The sequence below is a fragment of the Klebsiella sp. K-3 genome (assembly GCF_051207495.1).
Taxonomy (GTDB): Bacteria; Pseudomonadota; Gammaproteobacteria; order Enterobacterales; family Enterobacteriaceae; genus Klebsiella; species Klebsiella aerogenes.
Genome location: NZ_JBPNXF010000005.1, coordinates 1 through 22,661, shown reverse-complemented (window position 1 = coordinate 22,661; position 22,661 = coordinate 1). Strand labels below are relative to the sequence as shown.

Sequence of the window (22,661 nt, the reverse complement as noted above, 5' to 3'; positions counted from 1 at the left end):
AATAACGACATCCCGCCGTCCGAAGCGCCCTCTCATATTGATAGCGATCAAGAATAATCATACCGTCTGGTCGGTATGATTCGGGCCATGAACATGGAAGCCCAGCATCGTAAAAAAGACCCCGTCCGTCTGCATCGTCAACTGCTTGAATCCGCAGCGATGATTGCCGGCCGGGACGGTATCGCCGCCCTGTCGCTGAACGCCGTCGCCCGCGAGGCTGGCGTCAGCAAAGGCGGGCTCATGCACCACTTTCCCAATAAACAGGCGCTGATTTTCGCTCTGTTCGCCCGGCTATTGGCAATTATGGAAAAGGCGATTAGCGAGCTGATGGCCGCCGATAACATCGCTTACGGCCGCTTTACCCGCGCCTATTTGCGCTATCTGTCCAACCCGGAGCTGACGGATACCCACGAAAGCCGGCAACTGATGGTGCTGTCGCTGGCAATGCCCGACGAACCGGTGCTGCGAAAATGCTGGCGCGACTGGATGCTGGATCATCTGGCGCAGGGCGATGCGCTTGATAACGGCCCGACCGGCACGCTGGTGCGCTATGCCGCCGACGGCATCTGGTTATCGGAACTGACCGAAGGGCGCACCATGAGCAGCGAACACCGCCAGGCGCTGGTAAACGATCTGACAAAAATGACGCTTCCCGCGTGAAGCGAGTAGAGTGAGGCCGCGATGCGCTACAACATCAATGCCCGTCTCATTTATGACGCAACGGACGGCACCCTAACATTACCGGGCGGCAATGAGCCGGATAGCCAGCTATCCATTACCGCCAACGCGCTGCTCTATTTTTTTCTTCGCCATACCGGCGTTGTCAGTCGCGATGAAGTGTTGAAAAAGGTCTGGGACGATAACGGTTTAACCTCATCCAACAGCAATCTCAATCAATACCTGAGCATGCTGCGCAAAACCTTCCGCCACTACGATATCGATAACATTATTGTCACCGTGTCGCGCGGCATGTTGCAGCTGAATCAGGATCTCAGCATCGAACTGCTCGACGCCGAGCCGACGCCCGCCGATGCCGTTCTCACATGCGCTACGCCTGATGAAGCCGCCCCCGCTGCGGCGCCAACGCCGCCCACCGCATCTCTACATGCGCGCGGTATGTGCTGGTATCTGGCCGGCGGCTGTCTGCTGCTCATCGCCCTGCTGCTGGTGGCATTTAGTCTCGCCGGCACCCACGTCGCCCGGCCAATCAATCTGACGCTGATGAGCCACAGCCAGTGCGAACTGCTGGCCAGCGATGAAATGCTGCGTTCGGTTTCCGCCACGGCCTACGGTAAGAATTTTGATGAGGTGCGTCAGCGGCTGAAGCTCAGCTGCAAGCCGGGGGAGCGTTTCGTTTTCTTCTACGGCGACCGGCTGGAGACTAACGGCCTGGGCCGGGTATTTCTCGCCCACTGCGCGATGCACGAAGACAACCCATTTAGCTATTGCGATAACTACTTTTACTACTCCTGGAAGCCGCAATGAGACTCGCGCCCCGCCCCTTTTTCGCCCTTTCCGCCCTGGCGTTTATCGCCGCCGCCGGTTTTAGCGCCTGGCGCCTGCTGCCGGATGCCAACGACGGCGTGATGAGCTGTTCCACCAAAGCGATCATGCGTTTTGAAAACATGGAAAAAGAGAATGTGAACGGCAATATTCATTTTAATTTTGCCGCCAACGGCAACGGTTCGATGGTGGTGGAAGGCTATACCGATTCCGCCGCCGGCTGGCTCTACCTGCAGCGCTACGTCAAATTCAGCTACACCAGCCAACGCATCTCGGCAACCGAACGCCACTACCGAATTAAAAAATGGGAATCCAGCGCCTCATCCATCGACGAATCGCCGAATGTCATCTTCGACTACTTCATGCGCGAGATGTCCGACAGCCACGATGGCCTGTTCCTCAACGCGCAGAAGCTTAACGACAAAGCTATCCTGCTGAGTTCTATCAACTCGCCGCTCTACATCTGCACGCTGAAGTCCGGCAGCACGCTTAACTAACCCGTCCCCCCTGAACCGCCGCGAGGAAAATGCGCCCTCGCTCACGCGCCATTATTGCCCCCTCTTTCCACGATGCTAAAAGCGCACGTTTTGCATTTAGCTTCGACGCCAAAACTTGCGCATACCCACAATTATCACGCGGCTATATTACCGCCTGCTGGCAAGTAATTAGCATCTTATTAACATTCACCTCTCGCCGATAAATAGTCTAAAAAAGCGCCATATCATCATAAAAATCAACACGCATAAAACAGAACGAAAAGATAAATGGAAGGCTAAATAAGGCTAAATCACAGAGTAAAAACCTAAAATATTCATCTCCACGGATTTAAATTTCACTTCTTTCCCCATTCCCTATAGTGAACCCCGAACGCCGCTTCCGCGTGTTGATGCCGTTACGCGGACGGTTTTCCCGAATAACAAAACCTGTTCTGGAGGAAATCACGATGGGTGATGCATTGGGGCTTATCGAAACCAAAGGTCTGGTGGCCTGTATTGAAGCAGCGGACGCGATGTGTAAAGCCGCCAACGTCGAACTGATCGGCTATGAAAACGTCGGCTCTGGCCTGGTCACCGTGATGGTGAAAGGCGACGTCGGCGCGGTGAAAGCGGCGGTGGATTCCGGTGTGGAATCGGCGCAGCGCATCGGCGAAGTGGTGACCTCGCTGGTCATCGCGCGTCCGCATAACGACATCAACAAAATCGTCATTAAACACAAGGCCTGAAGGCCAGGAGAACGCAAATGGGTGATGCATTAGGTCTGATTGAAACCAAAGGTCTGGTGGCCTGCATTGAAGCGGCGGATGCGATGTGTAAAGCCGCCAACGTCGAGCTTATCGGCTATGAAAACGTCGGCTCCGGCCTGGTCACCGCGATGGTGAAAGGCGACGTCGGCGCGGTGAAAGCGGCGGTGGATTCTGGTGTGGAATCGGCGCAGCGCATCGGCGAAGTGGTGACCTCGCTGGTTATCGCCCGTCCGCATAACGACATCAACAAAATCGTCTCGCATTACAAGATTGCGGACTAACGGAGAATCCTGATGAAAGAAGCGCTTGGTCTTATCGAAACCAAAGGTCTGGTGGCCTGCATTGAAGCCGCGGACGCGATGTGTAAAGCCGCCAACGTCGAGCTTATCGGCTATGAAAACGTCGGTTCCGGCCTCGTCACCGCAATGGTGAAAGGCGACGTCGGCGCGGTCAACGCGGCGGTCGACTCCGGCGTGGAAGCGGCGAAACGCATCGGCGAAGTCGTCAGTTCTCGCGTCATTGCGCGTCCACATAACGACATCGAAAAAATCGCGGCGCAGCACAAAGCATGACCTGACAGGGCGCGCCCCGTCTCCACTCTTTTCGTCTGATGAAGGATAGACTCATGATTGAACTGGATAACGATTTGCAATCCCGGCAGAACGCGCGGGAACTGGTGCGCAACGCCAAAAAGGCGCAGGCGATTCTGGCCACCTTTTCGCAACAGCAAATCGACGCCATCGTGAAAAACGTGGCCCAGGAAGCAGCGCACCACGCCGAAGCGCTGGCGAAAATGGCCGCGGAAGAGACCGGTTTTGGCAACTGGCAGGACAAAGTGCTGAAAAACCGTTTCGCCTCGCTGCGCGTCTACGACGCCATCAAAGATATGAAGACCGTTGGCATCATTCATGACGACCCGGTAAAAAAAGTGATGGACGTGGGCGTGCCGCTCGGCGTGATTTGCGCGCTGGTCCCCTCAACTAACCCAACCTCTACGGTTATCTACAAAGCGCTGATCGCCCTCAAGGCCGGTAACGCCATTATCTTCTCCCCGCATCCAGGCGCGCGTCAGTGCAGCTGGAAGGCGATTGAAATCGTCAAACGCGCGGCAGAAGCGGCCGGCGCCCCGGCAGGCAGCGTTGACGGCATCACCCAGTTAACGCTCGAAGCCACCTCCGAACTGATGCACAGCAAAGACGTGTCGCTGATCCTCGCCACCGGCGGCGAAGGCATGGTGCGGGCGGCCTACGCTTCCGGCACCCCGACCATCAGCGGCGGCCCGGGTAACGGCCCGGCGTTTATCGAACGCAGCGCCGATATCCACCACGCGGTGAAAGATATCGTCACCAGTAAAACCTTTGATAATGGCGTGATCTGCGCCTCCGAGCAGTCGATTATCGTCGAACGCTGCATTTACGACGAGGTTCACCGCGAGCTGGAAGCGCAGGGCGTCTACTTCATGAATGAAGATGAGGCGGCGAAAATGGCGGCGCTGCTGCTGCGCCCGAACGGCACCATCAACCCGAAAGTGGTCGGCAAAACCGCGCTATACCTCAGCCAGATGGCGGGATTCTGCGTACCGGCCAGCACTAAAGTGCTGATCGCCGAGCAAACCACCGTATCGCCGAAAAACCCCTACTCGCGGGAAAAACTGTGCCCGGTACTCGGCCTGTACGTGGAAGAGGACTGGAAAGCCGCCTGCCACCGCGTGGTGGAGCTGCTGACCAACGAAGGACTCGGCCATACGCTGGTGATCCACACCCGTAATCAGGACGTCATCCGCCAGTTCAGCCTCGAAAAACCGGTCAACCGCATTCTGATTAATACTCCGGCGGCGCTCGGCGGTATCGGCGCGACCACCAACATCTCTCCGGCGCTGACTCTCGGCTGCGGCGCGGTCGGCGGCGGCTCCAGCTCCGACAACGTCGGCCCGATGAACCTGCTCAATATCCGCAAAGTCGGCTTTGGCGTACGTTCGATTGACGAGCTGCGCGCGCCGGGCAGCCGCCCTGAACCCCAGCCGGCCATCGTTACTCCGGCGAGCGATCCGCAGCGCAGCATTCTTGATGACGTGCGTTTCAACGTCCCGGCCAGCGCCGCGCCAGCGCGCACTGCAGGCAGCGATGACCGTTTCGCCAGCGCAGGCGCCGCCAGTATGGAAGGTGAAATCAACGAACAAAACGTGGAACGCGTTATTCGCCAGGTGCTGGAGCGCCTCGCTAAGTAACGCACTGATATAAGGCGATAAACGATGATTCTCGCAAAGGTAACCGGCCATGTCGTCGCCACGCAAAAATGCGATGAGCTACGCGGCAGCAACCTGCTGTTGATCACCCGCTTAGATGACAAACAGCAGCCGATGAAAGACCAGACCTGGGTTGCCGTCGATAACGTCGGCGCCGGCATGCACGACATCGTGCTGGCGGAAGAGTACTTCGCGCTCAATAAAGAGCGCTACAAAGCGATGTCGGTGGTCGCCATTGTCGAGAACGTGTTTCGGGACGCCTAACAGGAGTGAGTAGCCCAATGAGTGAATTTTTACTGAAACCGCGGATTTGCTTCGGTCAGAACGCCCTCTCGGTGCTGAACGAACTTTCCGCCCGCAGCGTGCTGCTGGTGACCGATAAAGCGATGGTGAAGTTTGGTCTCGCCGAGCGCGTCACCGCCCTGTTGCGCCAGCGCGGGATCGCCTGGCAGATGTGGGACGACGTAGTGGCGGATCCGGATATCGCCACCGTGGTGCGCGGCATGAAGTTAATGGATAACCACTATCCAGATCTGGTTATCGCGCTCGGCGGCGGTTCGGTAATCGATGCCGCCAAAGCGGTTATTTTCTCCCTGGCGCAAACCCGTCCGCAGACTGACCGCCCGCGTCCATGCTTTGTCGCTATCCCAACCACCAGCGGTACCGGCTCGGAAGTCACCGCCTTTTCGGTGGTGAAAGCCAACGCGGAGAAGCTGGTGCTGGTGGATGCGTCGCTGCTGCCGGATATCGCCATTCTTGACCCGGCGCTGGTGGCTTCGGTGCCGCCGGCCATTACCGCCGACACCGGCATGGACGTGCTGTGTCACGCCCTTGAGGCCTACGTCTCCCGCGCCGCCAGCGACTTTTCCGACGCGTTGGCGGAGAAAGTGGTGCAGCAGGTATTTCGCTATCTGCCGACCTGCTGGCGCAGCGGCGACAACCTGCAGGCGCGTGAAAAGATGCATAACGCCTCCTGCATGGCGGGGATGGCCTTCACCAACGCCTCGCTTGGGATAACCCACAGCCTGGCCCACGCCCTCGGCGGCGTCTTCCGCGTACCCCATGGCCGCGCCAACGCCCTGTTGATGGCGCAAGTCGTCGCCTGGAACGCCGATTTCAACGGCCAGTGCGACACCCTTGCAGCAACGAAATATGCCCGTCTGGCGCATCTGCTGGATCTGCCAGCCGCCTCGCCGCGCCAGGGCGTCGCCAGCCTGCTGGTCGCCATTCAGGCTTTAAAAGAAGAGATGAGCATGCCCTCCGGCATTAGCGACACCGGCATTGAGGCGGCTGAATTCGAACGCCGTTTGCCGGAGATGGTCGGCCAGGCGCTGCGCGACAGCTGTACCCCAACCAACCCACGCGCGCCGGACGCTAACGCGTTAACCGAGCTTTATCGCCGGGCCTGGTCCGGTTGCCTGGAATCGCCCGGCGGCGCTCCGCTTGCACGGGCCTACGGGTAACAGATAACCGGGTGATCGCTGAGTTATTTGTAGGCCGGGTAAGGCGTCAGCCGCCACCCGGCAGGAATACGGACACTGTATCCACAACCGGGTTGTCATCAGCCGCGGAAAAAGAACATCTGGAGAATACTACATGGCACACTACAGCTTAACGCCGCGCGTCAAAGTGCTGGCAGACCGTTTACGTTCACAGGCAAGCAGCCTGTGCACCGAGCACGCCGCGATCCTCAGCGCGCTGGATAGCGATATCGCAGGCATTCCCGCCGCCGTCAAACCGGCTCGCCGTTTCTATGAACTGATGCGCCAGCTGCCGCTGACCATTAGCGCCGACGAACTGATCGTCGGTAACCAGACCCGTAAACCGCACGGGGCGATTTTCCATGATGAAAGCGCCGCGCATCGGCCATCCGTATTCCAGTTCCTCAACCTCAACAGCGATCTCGATTCACCGGACTACAACCTGGTCGTCGAAAAAGGCGTGCTGGCGATTAAGCACCAGTTGGAAGAGAAAACCCGCGCCCTCGGTAGCGCCGTTAGCCGCAGCGGTATGGATGAAGTCAACGGCTGCCGCGCCGCCATCTACGCCTGTGACGCCCTGCTCGCGCTGGCGCAAAATCTGGCCAACAGCGCCGAGCAGCTGGCGGCCGCGGAAACCAATGCTTATCGCAAAGCCGAGCTGCTCGATAGCGCGGCCATTCTGCACCACGTTCCGGCCCATCCGGCGCGTAATTTCAAAGAAGCCTGCCAGGCGTTCTATCTGTTCCAGCTGGCGCTACAGCTGGATAACGGCAGCTATGCGGTTAACCCGCAAGGGGCGGATAAAGCGCTACTGCCTTACTTCCAGCGCGATATCAACAGCGGCGCGCTGAATAACCAGCAGGCCTATGAAATCGTGGAGTGCCTGTGGTTCAAGCTGGCGGAACTGAGCGAAGTCCGCGCCGCCTGCGCCATTGACGGCTATCCGATGCTCGACACCATGCTGCACGGCGCCTCTTTTGACAACGCCGAAGTGAACGAACTCTCGGCGATGTTTATCAGCGCCCAGCGCAACCTCAGCGCGCTGAATCTGCCGGTGCGTCTGTTTAGCGGCGCACAACAGGTCAGCCACGCGCCGTTCGCGGCCTGCGCCGACACGCCGGCGATAGAAGGCTTAACCCCGCGTATGCAGCGCCTGCGTAACCACTACCTGACGGTACGCCCGAGCGTCTCTATCTATCGCGCGCTGGCCTTTACCGAAGTGGTCAAAGCCAACCCTGGCATGCCGACCATTTTGCTGCGCGCCAAAGCTTTCCGCCACGCCTGCGAAACCGCGCCGATTCTGATTCAGGACGATGAGCTGATCGTCGGCCATCCGTGCGGCAAGCCGCGTGCGGGCGCCTTCTCGCCGGATATCGCCTGGCGCTGGGTACGCGATGAGCTCGACACCATGAGCACCCGCCCGCAGGATCCGTTTGAAATCAGCGAAGCGGATAAAAAAACCATTCGCGAAGAGATCGTCCCGTTCTGGAAAGGCCGTTCGCTGGATGAGATTTGCGAAGCGCAATACCGTGAGGCCGGCGTCTGGGCCTTCAGCGGCGAGACCTTCGTCAGCGACCTCTCCTATCACCAGATTAACGGCGGCGGCGATACCTGTCCGGGCTACGACGTGCTGCTGTTCACTAAAGGGATGAACGGCATTAAAGCCGATGCCGAGGCGCATCTGGCCAGCCTGAGCATGGAAAACCCGGAAGATATTGACCGTATCTACTACTACAAAGCGGCGATTGAAACCTGTGAAGGGGTGGTCAACTACGCCCGCCGCATCGCCGCCCACGCCCGCGAACTGGCGGCTAAAGAGCAAAACGCCCAGCGCCGCGCCGAGCTATTGACCATCGCCGAAGTGAACGAAAACGTGCCGGCCAATCCGCCGAAGACCTTGCAGGAAGCGCTGCAGAGCATCTGGACCGTCGAATCGCTGTTTGAAATCGAAGAAAACCAGACCGGGCTGTCGCTGGGGCGCGTCGACCAGTACTGCTACCCGATGTTCGAAGCCGATATCCGCGAAGGCCGTCTGACCCACGAGACCGCGCTGGAGCTGCTGCAGGCATTCATCATCAAATGCGCTGAACTGATGTGGATGTCGAGTGAGCTGGGAGCGAAATATTTCGCGGGTTATCAGCCGTTTATCAACCTCACCGTTGGCGGCCAGAAACGTAGCGGCGGCGATGCCTGTAACGATCTGACCTATCTAATTATGGACGCGGTGCGTTTCGTGAAGGTTTACCAGCCGTCGCTGGCCTGCCGTATCCACAACCAGTCGCCGCAGAAATACATGGAAAAAATCGTCGACGTGGTGAAAGCGGGAATGGGCTTCCCGGCCTGCCACTTCGATGACTCCCACATCAAGATGATGCTGCGCAAAGGCTTCGATTTTGAAGACGCCCGCGATTACTGCCTGATGGGCTGCGTTGAGCCGCAAAAATCCGGGCGCATCTATCAGTGGACCTCCACCGGCTACACCCAGTGGCCTATCGCGATTGAATTCGTGCTCAACCGCGGGAGGATGGTGCTGTTCGATAGCTATCAGGGGCTGGATACCGGCGACCTGCGCGACCTGCGCACCTTCGAAGATTTCGACGCGGCGGTGAAACAGCAGATCGCCCACATCGTGCGCCTGTCGGCCATCGGCACCGTCATCAGCCAGCGCGTCCACCGCGATGTGGCGCCGAAGCCGCTGATGTCGCTGCTGGTCGAAGGCTGCATGGAGAGCGGCAAAGATGTCGCCGCAGGCGGCGCGATGGTCAACCACGGTCCGGGGCTGATTTTCTCCGGCTTAGCGACCTACGTCGATTCGATGGCGGCGATCCGCAAGCTGGTGTTCGAAGAGAAGAAATACACCCTTGAGCAGATCCGCGATGCGCTGCTGGCCAACTTTGAAGGTTACGAAGCGCTGCGCCGCGACTGCCTGAACGCGCCGAAATACGGTAACGACGATAACTACGTCGACCAGTACGCGCTGGATATTACCGAATGGACCGAGAAAGAGTGCCGTAAATACAAAATGCTCTACTCGACCCTGAGCCACGGCACCCTGTCTATCTCCAACAACACGCCAATCGGCGAGCTGACCAACGCCACGCCTAACGGCCGCCTGGCGTGGATGCCGCTCTCCGACGGCATCAGCCCGACTCAGGGCGCGGATAAACAAGGCCCGACGGCGATTATCAAGTCGGTCAGCAAGATGAACGTGGAAACCATGAACATCGGCATGGTGCACAACTTCAAGTTCCTCAAAGGGCTGCTGGATACCCCGGAAGGTCGCCACGGCTTGATTACCCTGCTGCGTACCGCCTCGATTCTCGGCAACGGCCAGATGCAGTTCAGCTACGTCGATAACGAAGTACTGAAGAAGGCGCAGCAGGAGCCGGAGAAATACCGCGACCTGATCGTTCGCGTCGCCGGCTACAGCGCCTACTTCGTTGAGCTGTGCAAAGAGGTCCAGGACGAGATCATCAGTCGTACGGTGATTGAGAAGTTCTAGTTCTCTTAAAGAGAATTAAATGAGCTGTATTTGAGAAATAACCGGAAGTTCTCCGTCCCGTAACGGGACGGAGCGGGAGGCAAGCGTGATCGCAAAACAAGAATTAACGGGCCGAATTTTCAATATCCAGAAATATTCGATCTATGACGGCGATGGCATTCGCACGCTGGTGTTTTTTAAGGGCTGCAACATTCGCTGCCCGTGGTGCGCCAACCCGGAAGGGCTGAGCAGCCAGTTCCAGGTGATGTTCTCGCACGACAAATGCATTAACTGCGGCGACTGCGTCAGCGTCTGTCCGGCGGGTATTCATTATCGGGCGGAAGAAAACGGCGAAATGAAGCACTTCGTCGACCGCAACAAAGACTGCATCGGCTGTCGCAAATGCGAAGAGATTTGCACCCAGAACGCGCTGGACATTATGGGCAAGGACGTCACCGTCAGCGAGCTGATGGAGATCATCATGCAGGACTACGACTTCTACATCTCCTCCGGCGGCGGCGTGACCATCGGCGGCGGCGAGATGAGTCTGCAGACCGATTTTGCCGTCGCCTTATTTAGCGAATGCAAAAAAATGATGATTAACACCGCCGTCGAAACCCAGGGCACCACCCCGCTTGCCAACTACCAGAAGCTGGCGCCGGTCACCGACACCTTCTTGTTCGACATAAAGCAGATTAACAGCGAACACCACAAGGCGATGCTCGGCATCGGCAACGAAGGGATCCGCCGCAATCTCGAATGGCTGGTGGATTCCGGCGCCAATGTGATTGTGCGCATGCCGCTCATTCGCGGCTACAACGACTCATTCGACGCCATTACCGGCGCGATTGATTACGTACAGAAGCTGGCGAAGCGCGGGAATATCCGCCGCATCGACATGCTGCCGTACCACCAGTTGGGGCGCAAAAAATACGAACGCCTGGATATGCCCTACCCGATTACCCAGGACCCGTCTTATTCACCGGACGAACTGGACCGGCTGGAAACCTTCTTCCAGCAATTTGATTTTGATATTCGCTTAGTCCGCCATTAACAGGAGCCGACCATGAAAAGTTTAGGCGTAATTGAAACGCGAGGATGGGTCGCCGCCATTCAGGCCGTCGACGCCGCCTGTAAAGCTGCGGGAGTGACCTGCATTGGCTATCGCAAACCAGGCTCCGGGCTGGTAAGCGTCTGCTTTGAAGGGGAAATCAGCGCCATCCACACCGCTATCGAGCGCGGAGTGGCGGTGGCTGGCGCCGAGCACACCGTGAAGTCGCTGGTCGTTGCCCGCCCGGAGCGCTGCGTGGTTGAAGCGTTAAGCAACCTCAAAGGCAACCCGCCGCCTGCGAAAAAAGCGGCCGAGCCTGTGGTTATCGCCGCCCCGGAACCCATCGTTCCGCCTGCCGCCCCGAACGAAGCGGAAGATAAGCATCCGGCGCTGAAGAAAGGGAAGAAGTCATGATCGACACCTTGCTTCGCGAAAAAATCACCGTTCGCCTGAGCGCAACGGCGCCGGCGATCCCGGTGGGGATCTCCAACCGCCACGTCCATCTCGCGCAACAGGACGTCGAGGCGCTATTCGGCAAAGGCTACAGCCTGACGCCGTTCAAACCGCTGCGCCAGCCGGGGCAGTTCGCCGCCCAGGAGTGCGTGACCGTTGTCGGGCCGAAGGGCTCGCTGACCAACGTCCGCGTGCTGGGGCCAACCCGCCCGCTATCGCAGCTGGAAGTGTCGCGCGCCGACTGCTTCACGCTCGGGATTAAGGCGCCAGTTCGTGAGTCCGGCCAGCTGGAGAATGCCGGCAGCGCGCTGCTGATTGGGCCCGCTGGCCACGTTGAACTCCATTCGCAGGTGATCTGCGCCTGGCGCCATATTCATATGTCGCCGCAGGACGCGCGCCGACTCAACGTTAGCAATGGCCAGAAGGTCAGCGTGCGCAGCAACGGCGAGCGCCAGCTGACTTTCGATGAAGTGGTGGTGCGGGTGCGCGATGACTTCGCGCTGGAGTTTCACATTGACACCGAAGAAGCCAATGCCGCCGGGTTGAAAAACGGCGCGCAGGTGACGCTCATCGGCTAACGGAGGCTCGCCATGACCGACGAACAGATTGAAGGTTTAGTTGCGCGTGTTTTGCAGCGCCTGCGCCCGCCGGTACTGGTGATGGTGACCGCCGCTGATGGCTATCGCGCGGCTATCCGCCAACGCCTGGCGGGAAGCGGCCATCCGCTACGCCTCGCGCTGGAGGATGGCCTCGCTGACACCGCCGCGTGGCGGGAGGTCGGCGAGATAATTCCCTCTTCGGCCTGGCAGGATGCCCTTCCGTCAGCGCCGTGGCGGGCGGTACTGCTGCCGTTTCTCGATTATCCGCTGGCTTCAGACCTGCTGAACGGCACGCTCAGCAGCCCGCTCGCCCGCTGCGCGCATGAGGCGCTGCTGAAGGGTATTCCCGTGCTGGCGCTGCGCTATCACTGCGATCCGCTCAGCGAACTCAACCAACTGCGCGGCGCTCAGGCCGACAGTGCCTATGCCGGGCATCTGCAAGCCACGCTGGCTCGTCTGGAAGCCTGCGGCGTCTTCCTCGGCACCATGAATGAGCTGCTGGCGACGCTGGACGCGCCCACCGCGCCAGCCGCCGCCAGCAGCGAACCGCGCCGTTATCTCACCGTCACAGACGTGGTGAATAATCCGGCGCTGGCGGCGGCTCCGCACGCGCAGCTGACCGATGCGGCCATTGATTATTTAAAAAACAGAAAGATATGACCTTACCCAACTATGAACCTGGAGCTTAACGATGTCTTCGAAAACAAAATGCTGGTTATGGATGCTGCTGGTTATCCTCTCCGAAACCTCAGCAACCTCGACGTTAAAAATGTTCGGTAGCAGCGAAGGCAGCACAAAAATGCTGCTGCTCGGCCTGCTGATTGCGCTCTACTGCACCTGCTATTACTCGCTCTCAAGGGCGGTGAAAGATATCCCGGTAGGCCTGGCGTACGCCACCTGGTCCGGTACCGGCATCCTGGTGGTCTCGACGCTGGGAATGGCATTCTACGGCCAGCACCCGGATACCGCCGCCATCATCGGCATGGCGGTGATCGCCAGCGGCATCGTTATCATGAACCTGTTCTCGAAGATGGGTTCCGAAGAGAGCGAAGAGGCTGCACCCGTCACGCCAGTCGCCTCCATGGATAAGAAAATCGCCAACTAACAGGAAAGGAATACCCTATGTTTAATCTCGGATTTTTATGGCTGGCGCTGTCTATCGGCTCCGAAATCACCGGCACCTCGATGATCAAAAAGACCAACGGCTTCAGCAAGCTGGCGCCTTCAGTGCTGGTGGTCTGCGCCTACGGCCTGTGCTACTTCGCCCTCACCCGCGCGATGAGCACCATCCCGGTGGGCGTAGCCTACTCGCTGTGGTGCGGCTTCGGTATCGTCGGCGTCACCATCTGCTCGATGATCCTCTATAAGCAGAAGCCGGACCTGGCGGCCATTATCGCCATGGCGCTGATTATCTCCGGCGGCGTGATCATGAACGTCTTCTCGACCATGTAATACAAGGCGGGTTTACCTCGCCGTGATTTCGTGGCAGGATAAAAAGATGAACAGAAACGTTATCGTTACCTACCCCCGTCGTTGGTGGCTGCCTGCATAACAGGCGGCACGATACACGTTTCCATTTTCAAAGCCGCCGGAAGGCGGCTTTGTTATTTTCAGGACGTCTTTCGGCTGAACAGTCTGATAAGGAGTCCTTGATGAACCATCCACAAACCATTCTCACCGGCGACCGCCCGACCGGCCAACTACATCTTGGCCACTACGTCGGCTCGCTGCGCCAGCGCGTCGCGCTGCAACACGACCACCAGCAGTTTATCCTGATCGCCGACCTGCAAGGGCTCACCGATAACGGCAGCAACCCGCAAAAAATCAGCCACCATATCCTCGAAGTCATGGCCGATTATCTGGCCGTCGGCATCGACCCCAAGCTCACCACTATTTGCCTGCAGTCCGCTCTGCCCGCGCTGGCTGAGCTCAGCGCGCTGTATATGAATATCGTCACCGTCGCTCGCGTGGAACGTAATCCGACGGTAAAAAATGAGATTGCCCAGAAGGGATTCGCCCGCTCGCTGCCGGTTGGCTTTCTCGCCTATCCGATTAGCCAGGCCGCCGATATCACCGCCTTCAAGGCCGAGCTGGTGCCGGTGGGCGACGATCAGCTACCGATGATTGAGCAGACCAACGAAATCGTCCACAAAATGAATAGCCTCACCGGCGAACCGGTGCTGCGCCACTGCAAAGCGCTACTCAGCGAAGTGAGCCGCCTGCCGGGCGTCGACGGTAATGCCAAAATGTCGAAATCGCTGGGCAATACGCTGACGTTATCAGCCAGTGAAGAGGAGATTCACCGCGCGGTCAGCGCGATGTATACCGACCCGACACACCTGAGAGTCTGCGATCCGGGGCATGTCGACGGCAACGTAGTGTTCACCTATCTCGACGCTTTCCATAGCGATAAGGCGCGGGTTGCTGAGATGAAAGCCCACTATCAGCGCGGCGGGCTGGGCGATCGCCAGTGTAAGAATGAACTGGAAACCTGCTTGCAGGAGCTACTGGCGCCGATCCGTGAACGCCGGGCCACTTACAGTCAGGATAAAGGAATGCTACTGGAATTGTTGCGCCAGGGCAGCGAACGCGCCCACCAGCTCACGCAGCAGACGCTGCATGAAGTGAAGCGCGGGCTGGGGCTGCCGGTACTGTTCTGAGCTTCAGAGCCCTGCCCCGGTCGCGCTACGTTTACCGGGGCTCGTTTTACACCCTGCCTTTATGCATCTTCACGCAGTTGCGCCCCTCGCGTTTGGCGGCGTACAGCGCATTATCGGCATCGCGCAATAGCAGGTTGTAATCGGGATGGCCGGAGTGCACGGCATAGCCAATGCTGGCGGTGATCGGGATCTGCGTATCGCCGCCAACGTTAAACGCCAGTTGGCTAATTTTCTTCCGCAGGCGGTCGAGGATGGTAAACGCTTCTGACACGCCGGTCTCCACCAGCACCAGCAGAAACTCTTCCCCGCCGTAGCGGAAGATATAGTCGCTGGAACGGATATTATCGCTGAGCAGTTCCGCGACATGTTTAATCGCCCGGTCGCCGACCATATGGCCCCAGTTATCGTTAATGCCTTTGAAATGATCGATGTCGACGATCGCCACCGTCATCGGCAACTCATGCTCCATCGCCAGCGTCACTTCATGCTTCAGCACCACCGGCAAATAGCGGCGGTTAAGCAGGCTGGTTAACGCATCTTTGCCGTTTTGCATCTGCGACAGGCTGCTAAAAATTACGCCCAGTTGGCTGCCGATTTGCTGGCAATGAATATGGATCCCCTGTATCAGGTTTTGTGTATTTTTATAATCCATGGCAGAGGCTGATGCCCGCCATCCTATTAATAAGTCGTCGACCTGCGAAATTAATGCGGCGATTTCGTCCATCTGGCTATTTTTGTTAAAATAGCGTACGCATTTATGGCGGAACCAGAGACCAAATTCCGATTCAGATAATAACGTAGCGTTAGTATGTGCTTTATTTTCGCTAACAATATTAAAAATCGCCGTATTTTCCCAACCGGAAAGCGCCGCCTGCTGTTTGCCATATTCCATCGGGACATTGTCCATCAAACTATACAGGCGATACGCCTCTTCGTTTTTGGTCGCCCGATAGTGCGATAAGGTATAGGCGTGGCACATCATCTCAACAGCCATATTAATCGCCATAATAGCGTAATAAATGGCATCGACGGCAATCTGGCGGTCGCTAACGTGGCCGCGGATATACTCGATAAGCCCGGCCTTAATCTGCCGGGCGCCGCGCAGAACCGCCTCCGCCGGGATGCCGATCCGCGCGTGGATGCTGCCAATCTGATATTGCTGTTCCGCCAACGCCGGCAACTGCGCTTTATCGCTGGTCAGGATCTCCTTCACCCATAGCGCCAGCGAGCGGCTCAGACGCTCCTGAACTAAATCATAAGTCAGGTGGCGGGCAATATCCGGATCCTGAAAAATAAAATCATAAAACCGGGCCGCTAACGCTTCCGATTGCTCCTCTGCGATATTTTTAAGTACCTCCTTAACGGCTGGCGTCAGGCTGTCATACAGAGGTAGCCACTCCTTAAAAATAACAGAGATATATTTTTTGCTTTCATCGTTCATGAATAAAGCGCTCGCCGGGCGTTAGTCTATTTCGGGGTTGCCGATCATACATGAGTTGCCGCAGGTCAACCAGACGAAGAAAATCATAGGGATAGCGTAGTTCTCAGCCATTACAGTGAGGGGCTCGCAATTCCATAGTTTATATATGGACTTTGGCGCAACCGATGTTAGTATCCAGATTATAAATATGCGTGTTTCATTTAAGGCCAGGATTGCTGATGATGACCACTCTAAAAGCACATCTTCCCCACCGGTTGGCAACGTAACAGGATTTTGCGCCGGACGGCCTTATCTCCTCTTTTTTTATCGTCCCGCCGGGCGAAATAGCGAAACGCGCACCACTCAGCAATATGGAACAGAGCGAGTCGCGTATGGACAAGAACAAACGACGTTGGACCGGGTATATCGTAGTTGCAGCGGTAATCATCGCCGCAGCATGGTGGATGTTGCGCCCGGCCGGGCTACCGCCGGGCTTCGCCGCCAGTAATGGCCGCATCGAGGCGACGGAAGTCGATATCGCCACCAAAATTGCCGGGCGTATCGAGACGATTCTGGTCAAAGAGGGGCAGTTCGTCCATAAAGGCGATGTGCTGGCGCGGATGGATACGCGGGTACTTAACGAGCAGCGCCTCGAAGCCGCCGCGCAAATCAAAGAAGCGCAAAGCGCGGTTGCCGCCGCCAACGCGTTACTCGACCAGCGGCAGAGCGAAATGCGCGCCACCGAAGCGGTGGTGAAGCAACGCCAGGCGGAGCTAGACTCCACCGCTAAACGCCACGTCCGTTCCAGCACCCTTTCACAGCGTGGCGCCGTCTCCGCTCAGCAGCTGGATGACGATCGCGCGGCCGCTGAAAGCGCCCGCGCGGCGCTGGAATCGGCGAAAGCGCAGGTCTCTGCCGCCCGCGCCGCCATTGAAGCCGCCCGTACCAGCATCATTCAGGCCAAAACCCGCGTTGAAGCCGCCGAAGCCACCGAGCGGCGGATCCTCGCCGATATCGACGATAGCCAGCTGAAAGCGCCGCGCGACGGCCGCATCCAGTATCGCGTTGCTGAACCAGGCGAAGTGCTGGCCGCCGGGGGGCGGATATTAAACATGGTCGACCTGGCTGACGTCTATATGACCTTCTTCCTACCAACGGAACAGGCGGGTCTCCTGGCGCTCGGCAGTGAAGCGCGCTTGATCCTGGATGCCGCGCCAGAGCTAGTCATCCCGGCAAATATCAGCTTTGTCGCCAGCGTCGCGCAATTCACGCCGAAAACGGTAGAAACCAGCGACGAGCGGCTCAAGCTGATGTTCCGCGTCAAGGCGCGCATTCCGCCAGAACTACTGGAGCAGCATCTGGAATATGTCAAAACCGGCCTGCCTGGGATGGCCTGGGTACGATTGGATAAGCAGAAAAGCTGGCCTGAAGCGCTGACGGTGAGGTTGCCGCAATGAAACTGACGCCGCAGGATACTTCGCCCCCCGTCGCCCTGCTGGAAAACGTTGGCCAGCAGTTTGGCGCCACCATCGCGTTACGCGATATCAACCTGGCGATCCCGGCGCGGCGTATGGTTGGCCTGATTGGCCCGGACGGGGTCGGCAAATCAAGCCTGCTCTCGCTTATCGCCGGGGCGCGGGCCATCGCGCAGGGTAACGTGATGGTGCTCGGCGGCGATATGCGCGATGTTCGTCACCGCCAGCAGGTGTGCCCGAAAATCGCCTGGATGCCGCAGGGTTTGGGGAAAAACCTCTACCATACGTTATCGGTCTATGAAAACGTCGACTTCTTCGCCCGCCTGTTTGGTCACGATAAAGCCGAGCGTGAACTTCGTATCAACGAACTGCTGCAGAGCACCGGGTTGGCGCCGTTTCGCGATCGCCCTGCCGGTAAACTCTCCGGTGGAATGAAACAAAAGCTCGGCCTGTGCTGTGCTCTTATCCACGACCCGCAGCTACTCATCCTTGATGAACCCACTACCGGCGTCGACCCGCTCTCCCGCGCGCAGTTCTGGGATCTGATCGACAGCATCCGCCAGCGCCAGCCGGAAATGAGCGTGCTGGTCGCCACCGCCTACATGGAAGAGGCCGAGCGCTTCGACTGGCTGGTGGCGATGAATGCCGGCGAAATACTGGCGACCGGTAGCGCGGCGGCGCTCAAAAAACAGACCGGCAGCCAGACCCTGGAGCAGGCGTTTATCGCCCTGCTGCCGGAAGCGCAGCGCCTGGCACATAACGAAGTGGTCATCCCGCCGCGCGACAGCAGCGAGGAAGAGATTGCCATTGAAGCGCGCGGCCTGACCATGCGCTTCGGCAACTTTGTCGCCGTCGACCACGTTAACTTTCGTATCGCCCGTGGCGAAATTTTTGGCTTCCTCGGCTCTAACGGCTGCGGCAAATCCACCACCATGAAGATGCTAACCGGCCTGTTGCCCGCCAGCGAAGGCGAGGCCTGGCTGTTTGGCCAACCGGTCGATCCGAAAGATATCGCCACCCGACAGCGAGTGGGTTATATGTCGCAGGCCTTCTCGCTCTATAGCGAACTGAGCGTACGGCAAAACCTGGAGCTGCACGCCCGCTTGTTTCACATTCCGGACCAAGAAATAGCTGGCCGGGTCGCAGAAATGAGCAAACGCTTTATGCTGACCGAGGTTGAAGACGCGCTTCCCGCTGACTTACCGCTGGGGATCCGCCAGCGTCTGTCATTAGCGGTAGCGGTAATCCATCGCCCGGAGATGCTGATCCTCGATGAACCCACCTCCGGCGTTGACCCGGTGGCACGCGACATGTTCTGGCAGCTGATGGTCGACCTGGCGCGGCAGGATCGCGTCACCATCTTCATTTCTACCCACTTTATGAATGAGGCGGAACGCTGCGATCGTATCTCGCTGATGCACGCCGGCAAGGTGCTGGCCAGCGATACGCCGCAGGCGCTGGTTGAGCAACGTGGCTCCGCCAGCCTCGAAGAGGCGTTTATCGCCTGGCTGCAGGAAGCGGCGGATGCCGCGCAACCGACCGTTTCTGTCTCTACAACGCCCGCGCCGCCTGCTGTCGCATCACAGCAGAAGAATGCGTCCCCACGCCAGTCATTCAGCCTGCGTCGCCTGTTTAGCTATAGCCGCCGCGAAGCGCTGGAATTGCGCCGCGATCCGGTGCGATCGACGCTGGCGCTGCTGGGGACGGTGATCTTGATGTTTATCATGGGGTATGGGATCAGCATGGACGTTGAGGATCTGCGCTTTGCCGTCCTCGACCGCGATCAAACGATCAGCAGCCAGAACTGGTCGCAGAATATCGCGGGCTCACGCTACTTTATCGAGCAGGCGCCACTGCAGAGTTATGACGAATTGGATCGTCGAATGCGTAACGGCGAGCTGGCGGTGGCAATAGAAATCCCGCCGAACTTTGGCCGCGATATCGCTCGCGGTACGCCGGTGCAGATTGGCGTGTGGGTGGACGGCGCAATGCCAAATCGCGCCGAAACGGTGCGCGGGTACGTGCAGGCGATGCATCTGGCCTGGCTGCAGGAGATGGCCGGGCGGCAAAGTAGCCCGAATCGTGATACTTCGCTCATTTCCATCGAGACCCGCTATCGCTATAACCCGGACGTGAAGAGCCTGCCGGCCATCGTCCCGGCGGTGATCCCGCTGCTGTTGATGATGATCCCGGCAATGCTCAGCGCGCTGAGCGTGGTGCGGGAAAAAGAGCTCGGTTCGATCATCAACCTATACGTGACGCCGACCACCCGCAGCGAATTCCTGCTCGGCAAACAGCTGCCTTACATCGTGCTGGGCATGTTTAACTTCTTTCTGCTGTGCGCGCTGTCGGTCTTCGTGTTTGGCGTCGCGCATAAGGGGAGTTTCCTGACCCTCACCCTGGCGGCGCTGCTGTATGTCACCATCGCCACCGGGCTGGGATTGCTGATCTCGACATTTATGAAGAGCCAAATCGCCGCCATTTTCGGGACCGCGATTATTACGCTTATTCCGGCCACCCAATTCTCCGGGATGATCGATCCGGTGGCATCTCTGGAGGGGCCAGGTCGCTGGATCGGACAAATCTACCCGACCAGCCATTTCCTGACCATCGCCCGCGGCACCTTCTCCAAGGCGCTGAATATTAGCGATTTGTGGGTTTCGTTCATTCCGCTATTGATTGCGGTGCCGCTGGTGCTCGGGCTGAGCGTGTTGCTGTTGAAGAAACAGGAGGGATGATGCGCGGATTACGCAATATCTATAACCTCGGCATCAAAGAGCTGCGCAGCCTGCTCGGCGATAAAGCGATGCTGGCGCTGATCGTGTTTGCTTTTACCGTGTCGGTTTACTCCTCGGCCACGGTAATGCCCGGCTCACTGCATCTGGCGCCTATCGCCATTGCCGATATGGATAAATCACAGCTCTCATCGCGGATCATTAACGGCTTTTATCGGCCGTGGTTTTTAACGCCGGAGTTGATCAGCGCCGATGAAATGGATGCCGGTCTGGATGCGGGACGATACACATTCGCCATCAATATTCCGCCAAACTTCCAGCGCGATGTGCTGGCCGGTCGCCAGCCGGAAGTGCAGGTCAACGTCGACGCCACGCGAATGAGCCAGGCCTTTACCGGCAACGGCTATATCCAGAATATTATCAGCGGTGAAGTGAACAGCTTTGTCGCCCGCTATCGCGACAATAGTGCGCTGCCTGTAGAGCTGGCGGTGAGGATGCGCTTTAACCCTAACCTTGAGCAAGAGCGCTTCGGCGCGGTGATGGCGATTATTAACAACATCACCATGCTGGCAATTGTCCTCACCGGCTCGGCGCTTATCCGCGAGCGAGAGCACGGCACCATTGAGCACCTGCTGGTGATGCCGGTAACGCCGTTTGAGATAATGATGGCAAAAATCTGGTCGATGGGGCTAGTGGTACTGGTTGTCTCCGGGTTGTCGCTAGTGCTGATGGTGCAGGGAATTTTGCAGGTACCGATTGAGGGGGCGATTCCGCTGTTTATGCTGGGAGTTGCGCTCAGCCTGTTCGCCACCACCTCCATTGGCATTTTTATGGGCACGCTCGCCCGTTCTATGCCGCAACTGGGGCTACTGATGATCCTGGTGCTGCTGCCGCTGCAGATGCTCTCCGGCGGATCCACGCCACGGGAGAGTATGCCGCAGCTGGTTCAGGACATTATGTTGACCATGCCGACCACCCATTTCGTCAGCCTCGCGCAGGCGATACTTTACCGTGGCGCCAGCTTTGCCATCGTCTGGCCGCAGTTTTTAATCTTGTTCGCTATCGGCAGCGCTTTCTTTACCATTGCGCTGCTGCGTTTTCGCAAGACAATTGGTGAGATGGCATAAAACCTGGAGCTGGCGCTGCGCCGATGGCTTATTTTTGACGATTCATAAAGCGGCGCAGACCCCAGGTGAAGGCCATCGCCATACTGAAAAGAATGAATAACAGCACAATCCAGCTGATAGAAATGCGCAGCAACGTGCCGGGCGTCATAAATGGCTGAAGATAAACGGTGAAAGAGTGGGCAGGCGATTTCCCCAGCAGTTGATAGGCGCTATCGGTAAGCCACACGCCAACCCGGCAAAACAGCCAGATAATCGCCGGCCAGCAGAGCAGAACCAGAAAGGTAAAGCGCTCCTGAATGTAAGTAACGATCTGGCGCAACGGCGGCCAGTTAAGCAGGATTTTCATTTATATTCTCATATTGCCAGCCGATGACCTGCAACATTCATCGCAAGGCACTTCGGGCAGCATCCATACAGGCAATCTACCCTATTTGTATATCAAATTTACCGTCACTTAAACCAGATCAAGTTAACAAAGTGTTAATGATGTCTCTCATTAACGCCAAAAGAGTGGATAACACCTGTCGATCGTGGAAATAAGTGGGGAGAGAAGTATTAAGCGGTGGGAATAAATTTTCAAGTCTACAAGTGGCTGATTTTTATAGCTGATAGCAGCGCGCCATTATTTCGCCGCTGGGCAATATAATGGCGCGGAAATATAAGTGGGTGATTAATCGTAGCTGCTGATAATTATTTTCCTGTTCGCATCATTCGGTAAATTCACCGTTTGGGTAACCACCCCATGAGAAGGGACTGCCATATTTTGCGTGTTAATGAGGTAAGTATTTTGCCCACAACGCTGTTGAGCCTTTTCGTTAATGATATTGGTGCTGCAGGTAGGTGTCGCCACACGCCCGGAGATCGTTAATGTAGCGGTATCAGCAGCGAATGCAGGCAAGCTCAATCCATAAGCTAATGTCAGAATCCCAATTAGCGGTTTTTTCATTGAATTTATAACCAGTTAACAGGATGAGAAATAAGCGATTTGCTTTCTATTTTTCTCCCTCAGGAGAGGTGATGCGTTGATGTCATCACGCAGGAAAGATAATCCATATAATTAATAAGGACAATTATACTGAGAGCTATTAGTGCGATAGGTATTACTGATGTTAACGAACCAGGCGGCCGGGTCGGGTATTTTCCCGGAGGCGGTGCTGCGCACCTTTTCCGGGCTACGGGTTGCGACGC

Annotated in this window: 23 protein-coding genes; 20 read left to right on the top strand and 3 right to left on the bottom strand. The window is 57.6% G+C overall.

Annotated features, from left to right (window positions below; genetic code table 11):
* Nucleotides 1–75 precede the first annotated feature (75 nt).
* From ACSEMK_RS08880 to trpS, 17 genes are all read left to right on the top strand, one after another.
* Entirely contained in the window at nucleotides 76–660 is a 585-nt protein-coding gene (locus tag ACSEMK_RS08880; RefSeq protein ID WP_015704263.1) for a TetR/AcrR family transcriptional regulator, read from the top strand.
* A 21-nt stretch (nucleotides 661–681) separates the two neighbouring features.
* The gene (locus ACSEMK_RS08875) at nucleotides 682–1,485 is read left to right on the top strand and encodes a winged helix-turn-helix domain-containing protein (protein ID WP_015368468.1); all 804 of its coding nucleotides are present in this window, start codon (nucleotides 682–684) and stop codon (nucleotides 1,483–1,485) included.
* The gene (locus ACSEMK_RS08870) at nucleotides 1,482–2,000 is read left to right on the top strand and encodes a FidL-like protein (protein ID WP_015368469.1); all 519 of its coding nucleotides are present in this window, start codon (nucleotides 1,482–1,484) and stop codon (nucleotides 1,998–2,000) included. The genes ACSEMK_RS08875 and ACSEMK_RS08870 overlap by 4 nt, the downstream gene beginning before the upstream one ends.
* 446 nt (nucleotides 2,001–2,446) lie before the next feature.
* Entirely contained in the window at nucleotides 2,447–2,725 is a 279-nt protein-coding gene (locus ACSEMK_RS08865; protein WP_012542984.1) for a BMC domain-containing protein, read from the top strand.
* 17 nt (nucleotides 2,726–2,742) lie between these two features.
* Nucleotides 2,743–3,027 carry a BMC domain-containing protein gene (locus tag ACSEMK_RS08860; protein ID WP_002442227.1) on the top strand — a complete coding sequence of 95 codons (285 nt, stop codon included), beginning with the start codon at nucleotides 2,743–2,745 and terminating at the stop codon, nucleotides 3,025–3,027.
* A 12-nt stretch (nucleotides 3,028–3,039) separates the two neighbouring features.
* The gene (locus ACSEMK_RS08855; RefSeq protein WP_004146125.1) at nucleotides 3,040–3,318 is read left to right on the top strand and encodes a BMC domain-containing protein; all 279 of its coding nucleotides are present in this window, start codon (nucleotides 3,040–3,042) and stop codon (nucleotides 3,316–3,318) included.
* 53 nt (nucleotides 3,319–3,371) lie between these two features.
* Nucleotides 3,372–4,973: an acetaldehyde dehydrogenase (acetylating) gene (locus ACSEMK_RS08850; protein ID WP_430914794.1), complete on the top strand. Its 1,602-nt coding sequence runs from the start codon at nucleotides 3,372–3,374 to the stop codon at nucleotides 4,971–4,973.
* A 24-nt stretch (nucleotides 4,974–4,997) separates the two neighbouring features.
* On the top strand, nucleotides 4,998–5,255 hold the full coding sequence (locus tag ACSEMK_RS08845; protein WP_020079728.1) for a EutN/CcmL family microcompartment protein: 258 nt from the start codon (nucleotides 4,998–5,000) through the stop codon (nucleotides 5,253–5,255).
* A gap of 17 nt (nucleotides 5,256–5,272) precedes the next feature.
* The gene (locus ACSEMK_RS08840; RefSeq protein WP_430914793.1) at nucleotides 5,273–6,454 is read left to right on the top strand and encodes a 1-propanol dehydrogenase PduQ; all 1,182 of its coding nucleotides are present in this window, start codon (nucleotides 5,273–5,275) and stop codon (nucleotides 6,452–6,454) included.
* A gap of 133 nt (nucleotides 6,455–6,587) precedes the next feature.
* Nucleotides 6,588–9,974 (top strand): choline trimethylamine-lyase, encoded by a 3,387-nt coding sequence (gene cutC / locus ACSEMK_RS08835; protein ID WP_430914792.1) that lies wholly within the window; start codon nucleotides 6,588–6,590, stop codon nucleotides 9,972–9,974.
* Nucleotides 9,975–10,059: 85 nt separating this feature from the next.
* Nucleotides 10,060–11,007 carry a choline TMA-lyase-activating enzyme gene (cutD, locus tag ACSEMK_RS08830; protein ID WP_045395444.1) on the top strand — a complete coding sequence of 316 codons (948 nt, stop codon included), beginning with the start codon at nucleotides 10,060–10,062 and terminating at the stop codon, nucleotides 11,005–11,007.
* Nucleotides 11,008–11,019: 12 nt separating this feature from the next.
* The gene (locus ACSEMK_RS08825) at nucleotides 11,020–11,418 is read left to right on the top strand and encodes a BMC domain-containing protein (RefSeq protein ID WP_430914791.1); all 399 of its coding nucleotides are present in this window, start codon (nucleotides 11,020–11,022) and stop codon (nucleotides 11,416–11,418) included.
* Nucleotides 11,415–12,035 carry a phosphate propanoyltransferase gene (locus tag ACSEMK_RS08820; RefSeq protein WP_047043816.1) on the top strand — a complete coding sequence of 207 codons (621 nt, stop codon included), beginning with the start codon at nucleotides 11,415–11,417 and terminating at the stop codon, nucleotides 12,033–12,035. The genes ACSEMK_RS08825 and ACSEMK_RS08820 overlap by 4 nt, the downstream gene beginning before the upstream one ends.
* Nucleotides 12,036–12,047: 12 nt before the next feature.
* Nucleotides 12,048–12,716: a hypothetical protein gene (locus ACSEMK_RS08815; protein WP_430914790.1), complete on the top strand. Its 669-nt coding sequence runs from the start codon at nucleotides 12,048–12,050 to the stop codon at nucleotides 12,714–12,716.
* 31 nt (nucleotides 12,717–12,747) lie between these two features.
* Complete coding sequence (locus tag ACSEMK_RS08810; RefSeq protein ID WP_047043812.1) at nucleotides 12,748–13,161, top strand: DMT family transporter; 414 nt, start codon at nucleotides 12,748–12,750, stop codon at nucleotides 13,159–13,161.
* Between the two features lie 17 nt (nucleotides 13,162–13,178).
* On the top strand, nucleotides 13,179–13,508 hold the full coding sequence (locus ACSEMK_RS08805) for a DMT family transporter (RefSeq protein ID WP_004204123.1): 330 nt from the start codon (nucleotides 13,179–13,181) through the stop codon (nucleotides 13,506–13,508).
* Nucleotides 13,509–13,708: 200 nt separating this feature from the next.
* Entirely contained in the window at nucleotides 13,709–14,716 is a 1,008-nt protein-coding gene (trpS, locus tag ACSEMK_RS08800) for a tryptophan--tRNA ligase (RefSeq protein ID WP_430914789.1), read from the top strand.
* A gap of 46 nt (nucleotides 14,717–14,762) precedes the next feature.
* Here the strand turns inward: trpS and ACSEMK_RS08795 are convergent, their stop codons facing one another.
* Nucleotides 14,763–16,157, bottom strand: coding sequence for a diguanylate cyclase (locus ACSEMK_RS08795; protein WP_430914788.1), 1,395 nt, complete (start codon nucleotides 16,155–16,157; stop codon nucleotides 14,763–14,765).
* A 371-nt stretch (nucleotides 16,158–16,528) separates the two neighbouring features.
* On the opposite strand from ACSEMK_RS08795, the gene ACSEMK_RS08790 reads away from it, so the two are divergent.
* Genes ACSEMK_RS08790 through ACSEMK_RS08780 form a run of 3 tightly spaced genes read left to right on the top strand, consistent with a single transcriptional unit; the run spans nucleotide 16,529 to nucleotide 21,473 of the window.
* A complete protein-coding gene (locus tag ACSEMK_RS08790; protein ID WP_213317783.1) occupies nucleotides 16,529–17,593 on the top strand; it encodes an HlyD family secretion protein in 1,065 nt (354 codons plus the stop codon).
* The gene (gene rbbA / locus ACSEMK_RS08785) at nucleotides 17,590–20,349 is read left to right on the top strand and encodes a ribosome-associated ATPase/putative transporter RbbA (protein WP_430914787.1); all 2,760 of its coding nucleotides are present in this window, start codon (nucleotides 17,590–17,592) and stop codon (nucleotides 20,347–20,349) included. The genes ACSEMK_RS08790 and rbbA overlap by 4 nt, the downstream gene beginning before the upstream one ends.
* Entirely contained in the window at nucleotides 20,349–21,473 is a 1,125-nt protein-coding gene (locus ACSEMK_RS08780) for an ABC transporter permease (RefSeq protein WP_430914786.1), read from the top strand. The genes rbbA and ACSEMK_RS08780 overlap by 1 nt, the downstream gene beginning before the upstream one ends.
* 28 nt (nucleotides 21,474–21,501) lie before the next feature.
* Here ACSEMK_RS08780 and ACSEMK_RS08775 read toward each other — a convergent pair whose 3' ends face one another.
* Both ACSEMK_RS08775 and ACSEMK_RS08770 read right to left on the bottom strand, forming a co-directional pair.
* On the bottom strand, nucleotides 21,502–21,819 hold the full coding sequence (locus ACSEMK_RS08775) for a hypothetical protein (protein WP_020079735.1): 318 nt from the start codon (nucleotides 21,817–21,819) through the stop codon (nucleotides 21,502–21,504).
* A 324-nt stretch (nucleotides 21,820–22,143) separates the two neighbouring features.
* Nucleotides 22,144–22,419: a DUF2574 family protein gene (locus ACSEMK_RS08770; RefSeq protein WP_020079736.1), complete on the bottom strand. Its 276-nt coding sequence runs from the start codon at nucleotides 22,417–22,419 to the stop codon at nucleotides 22,144–22,146.
* Nucleotides 22,420–22,661: the final 242 nt, after the last annotated feature.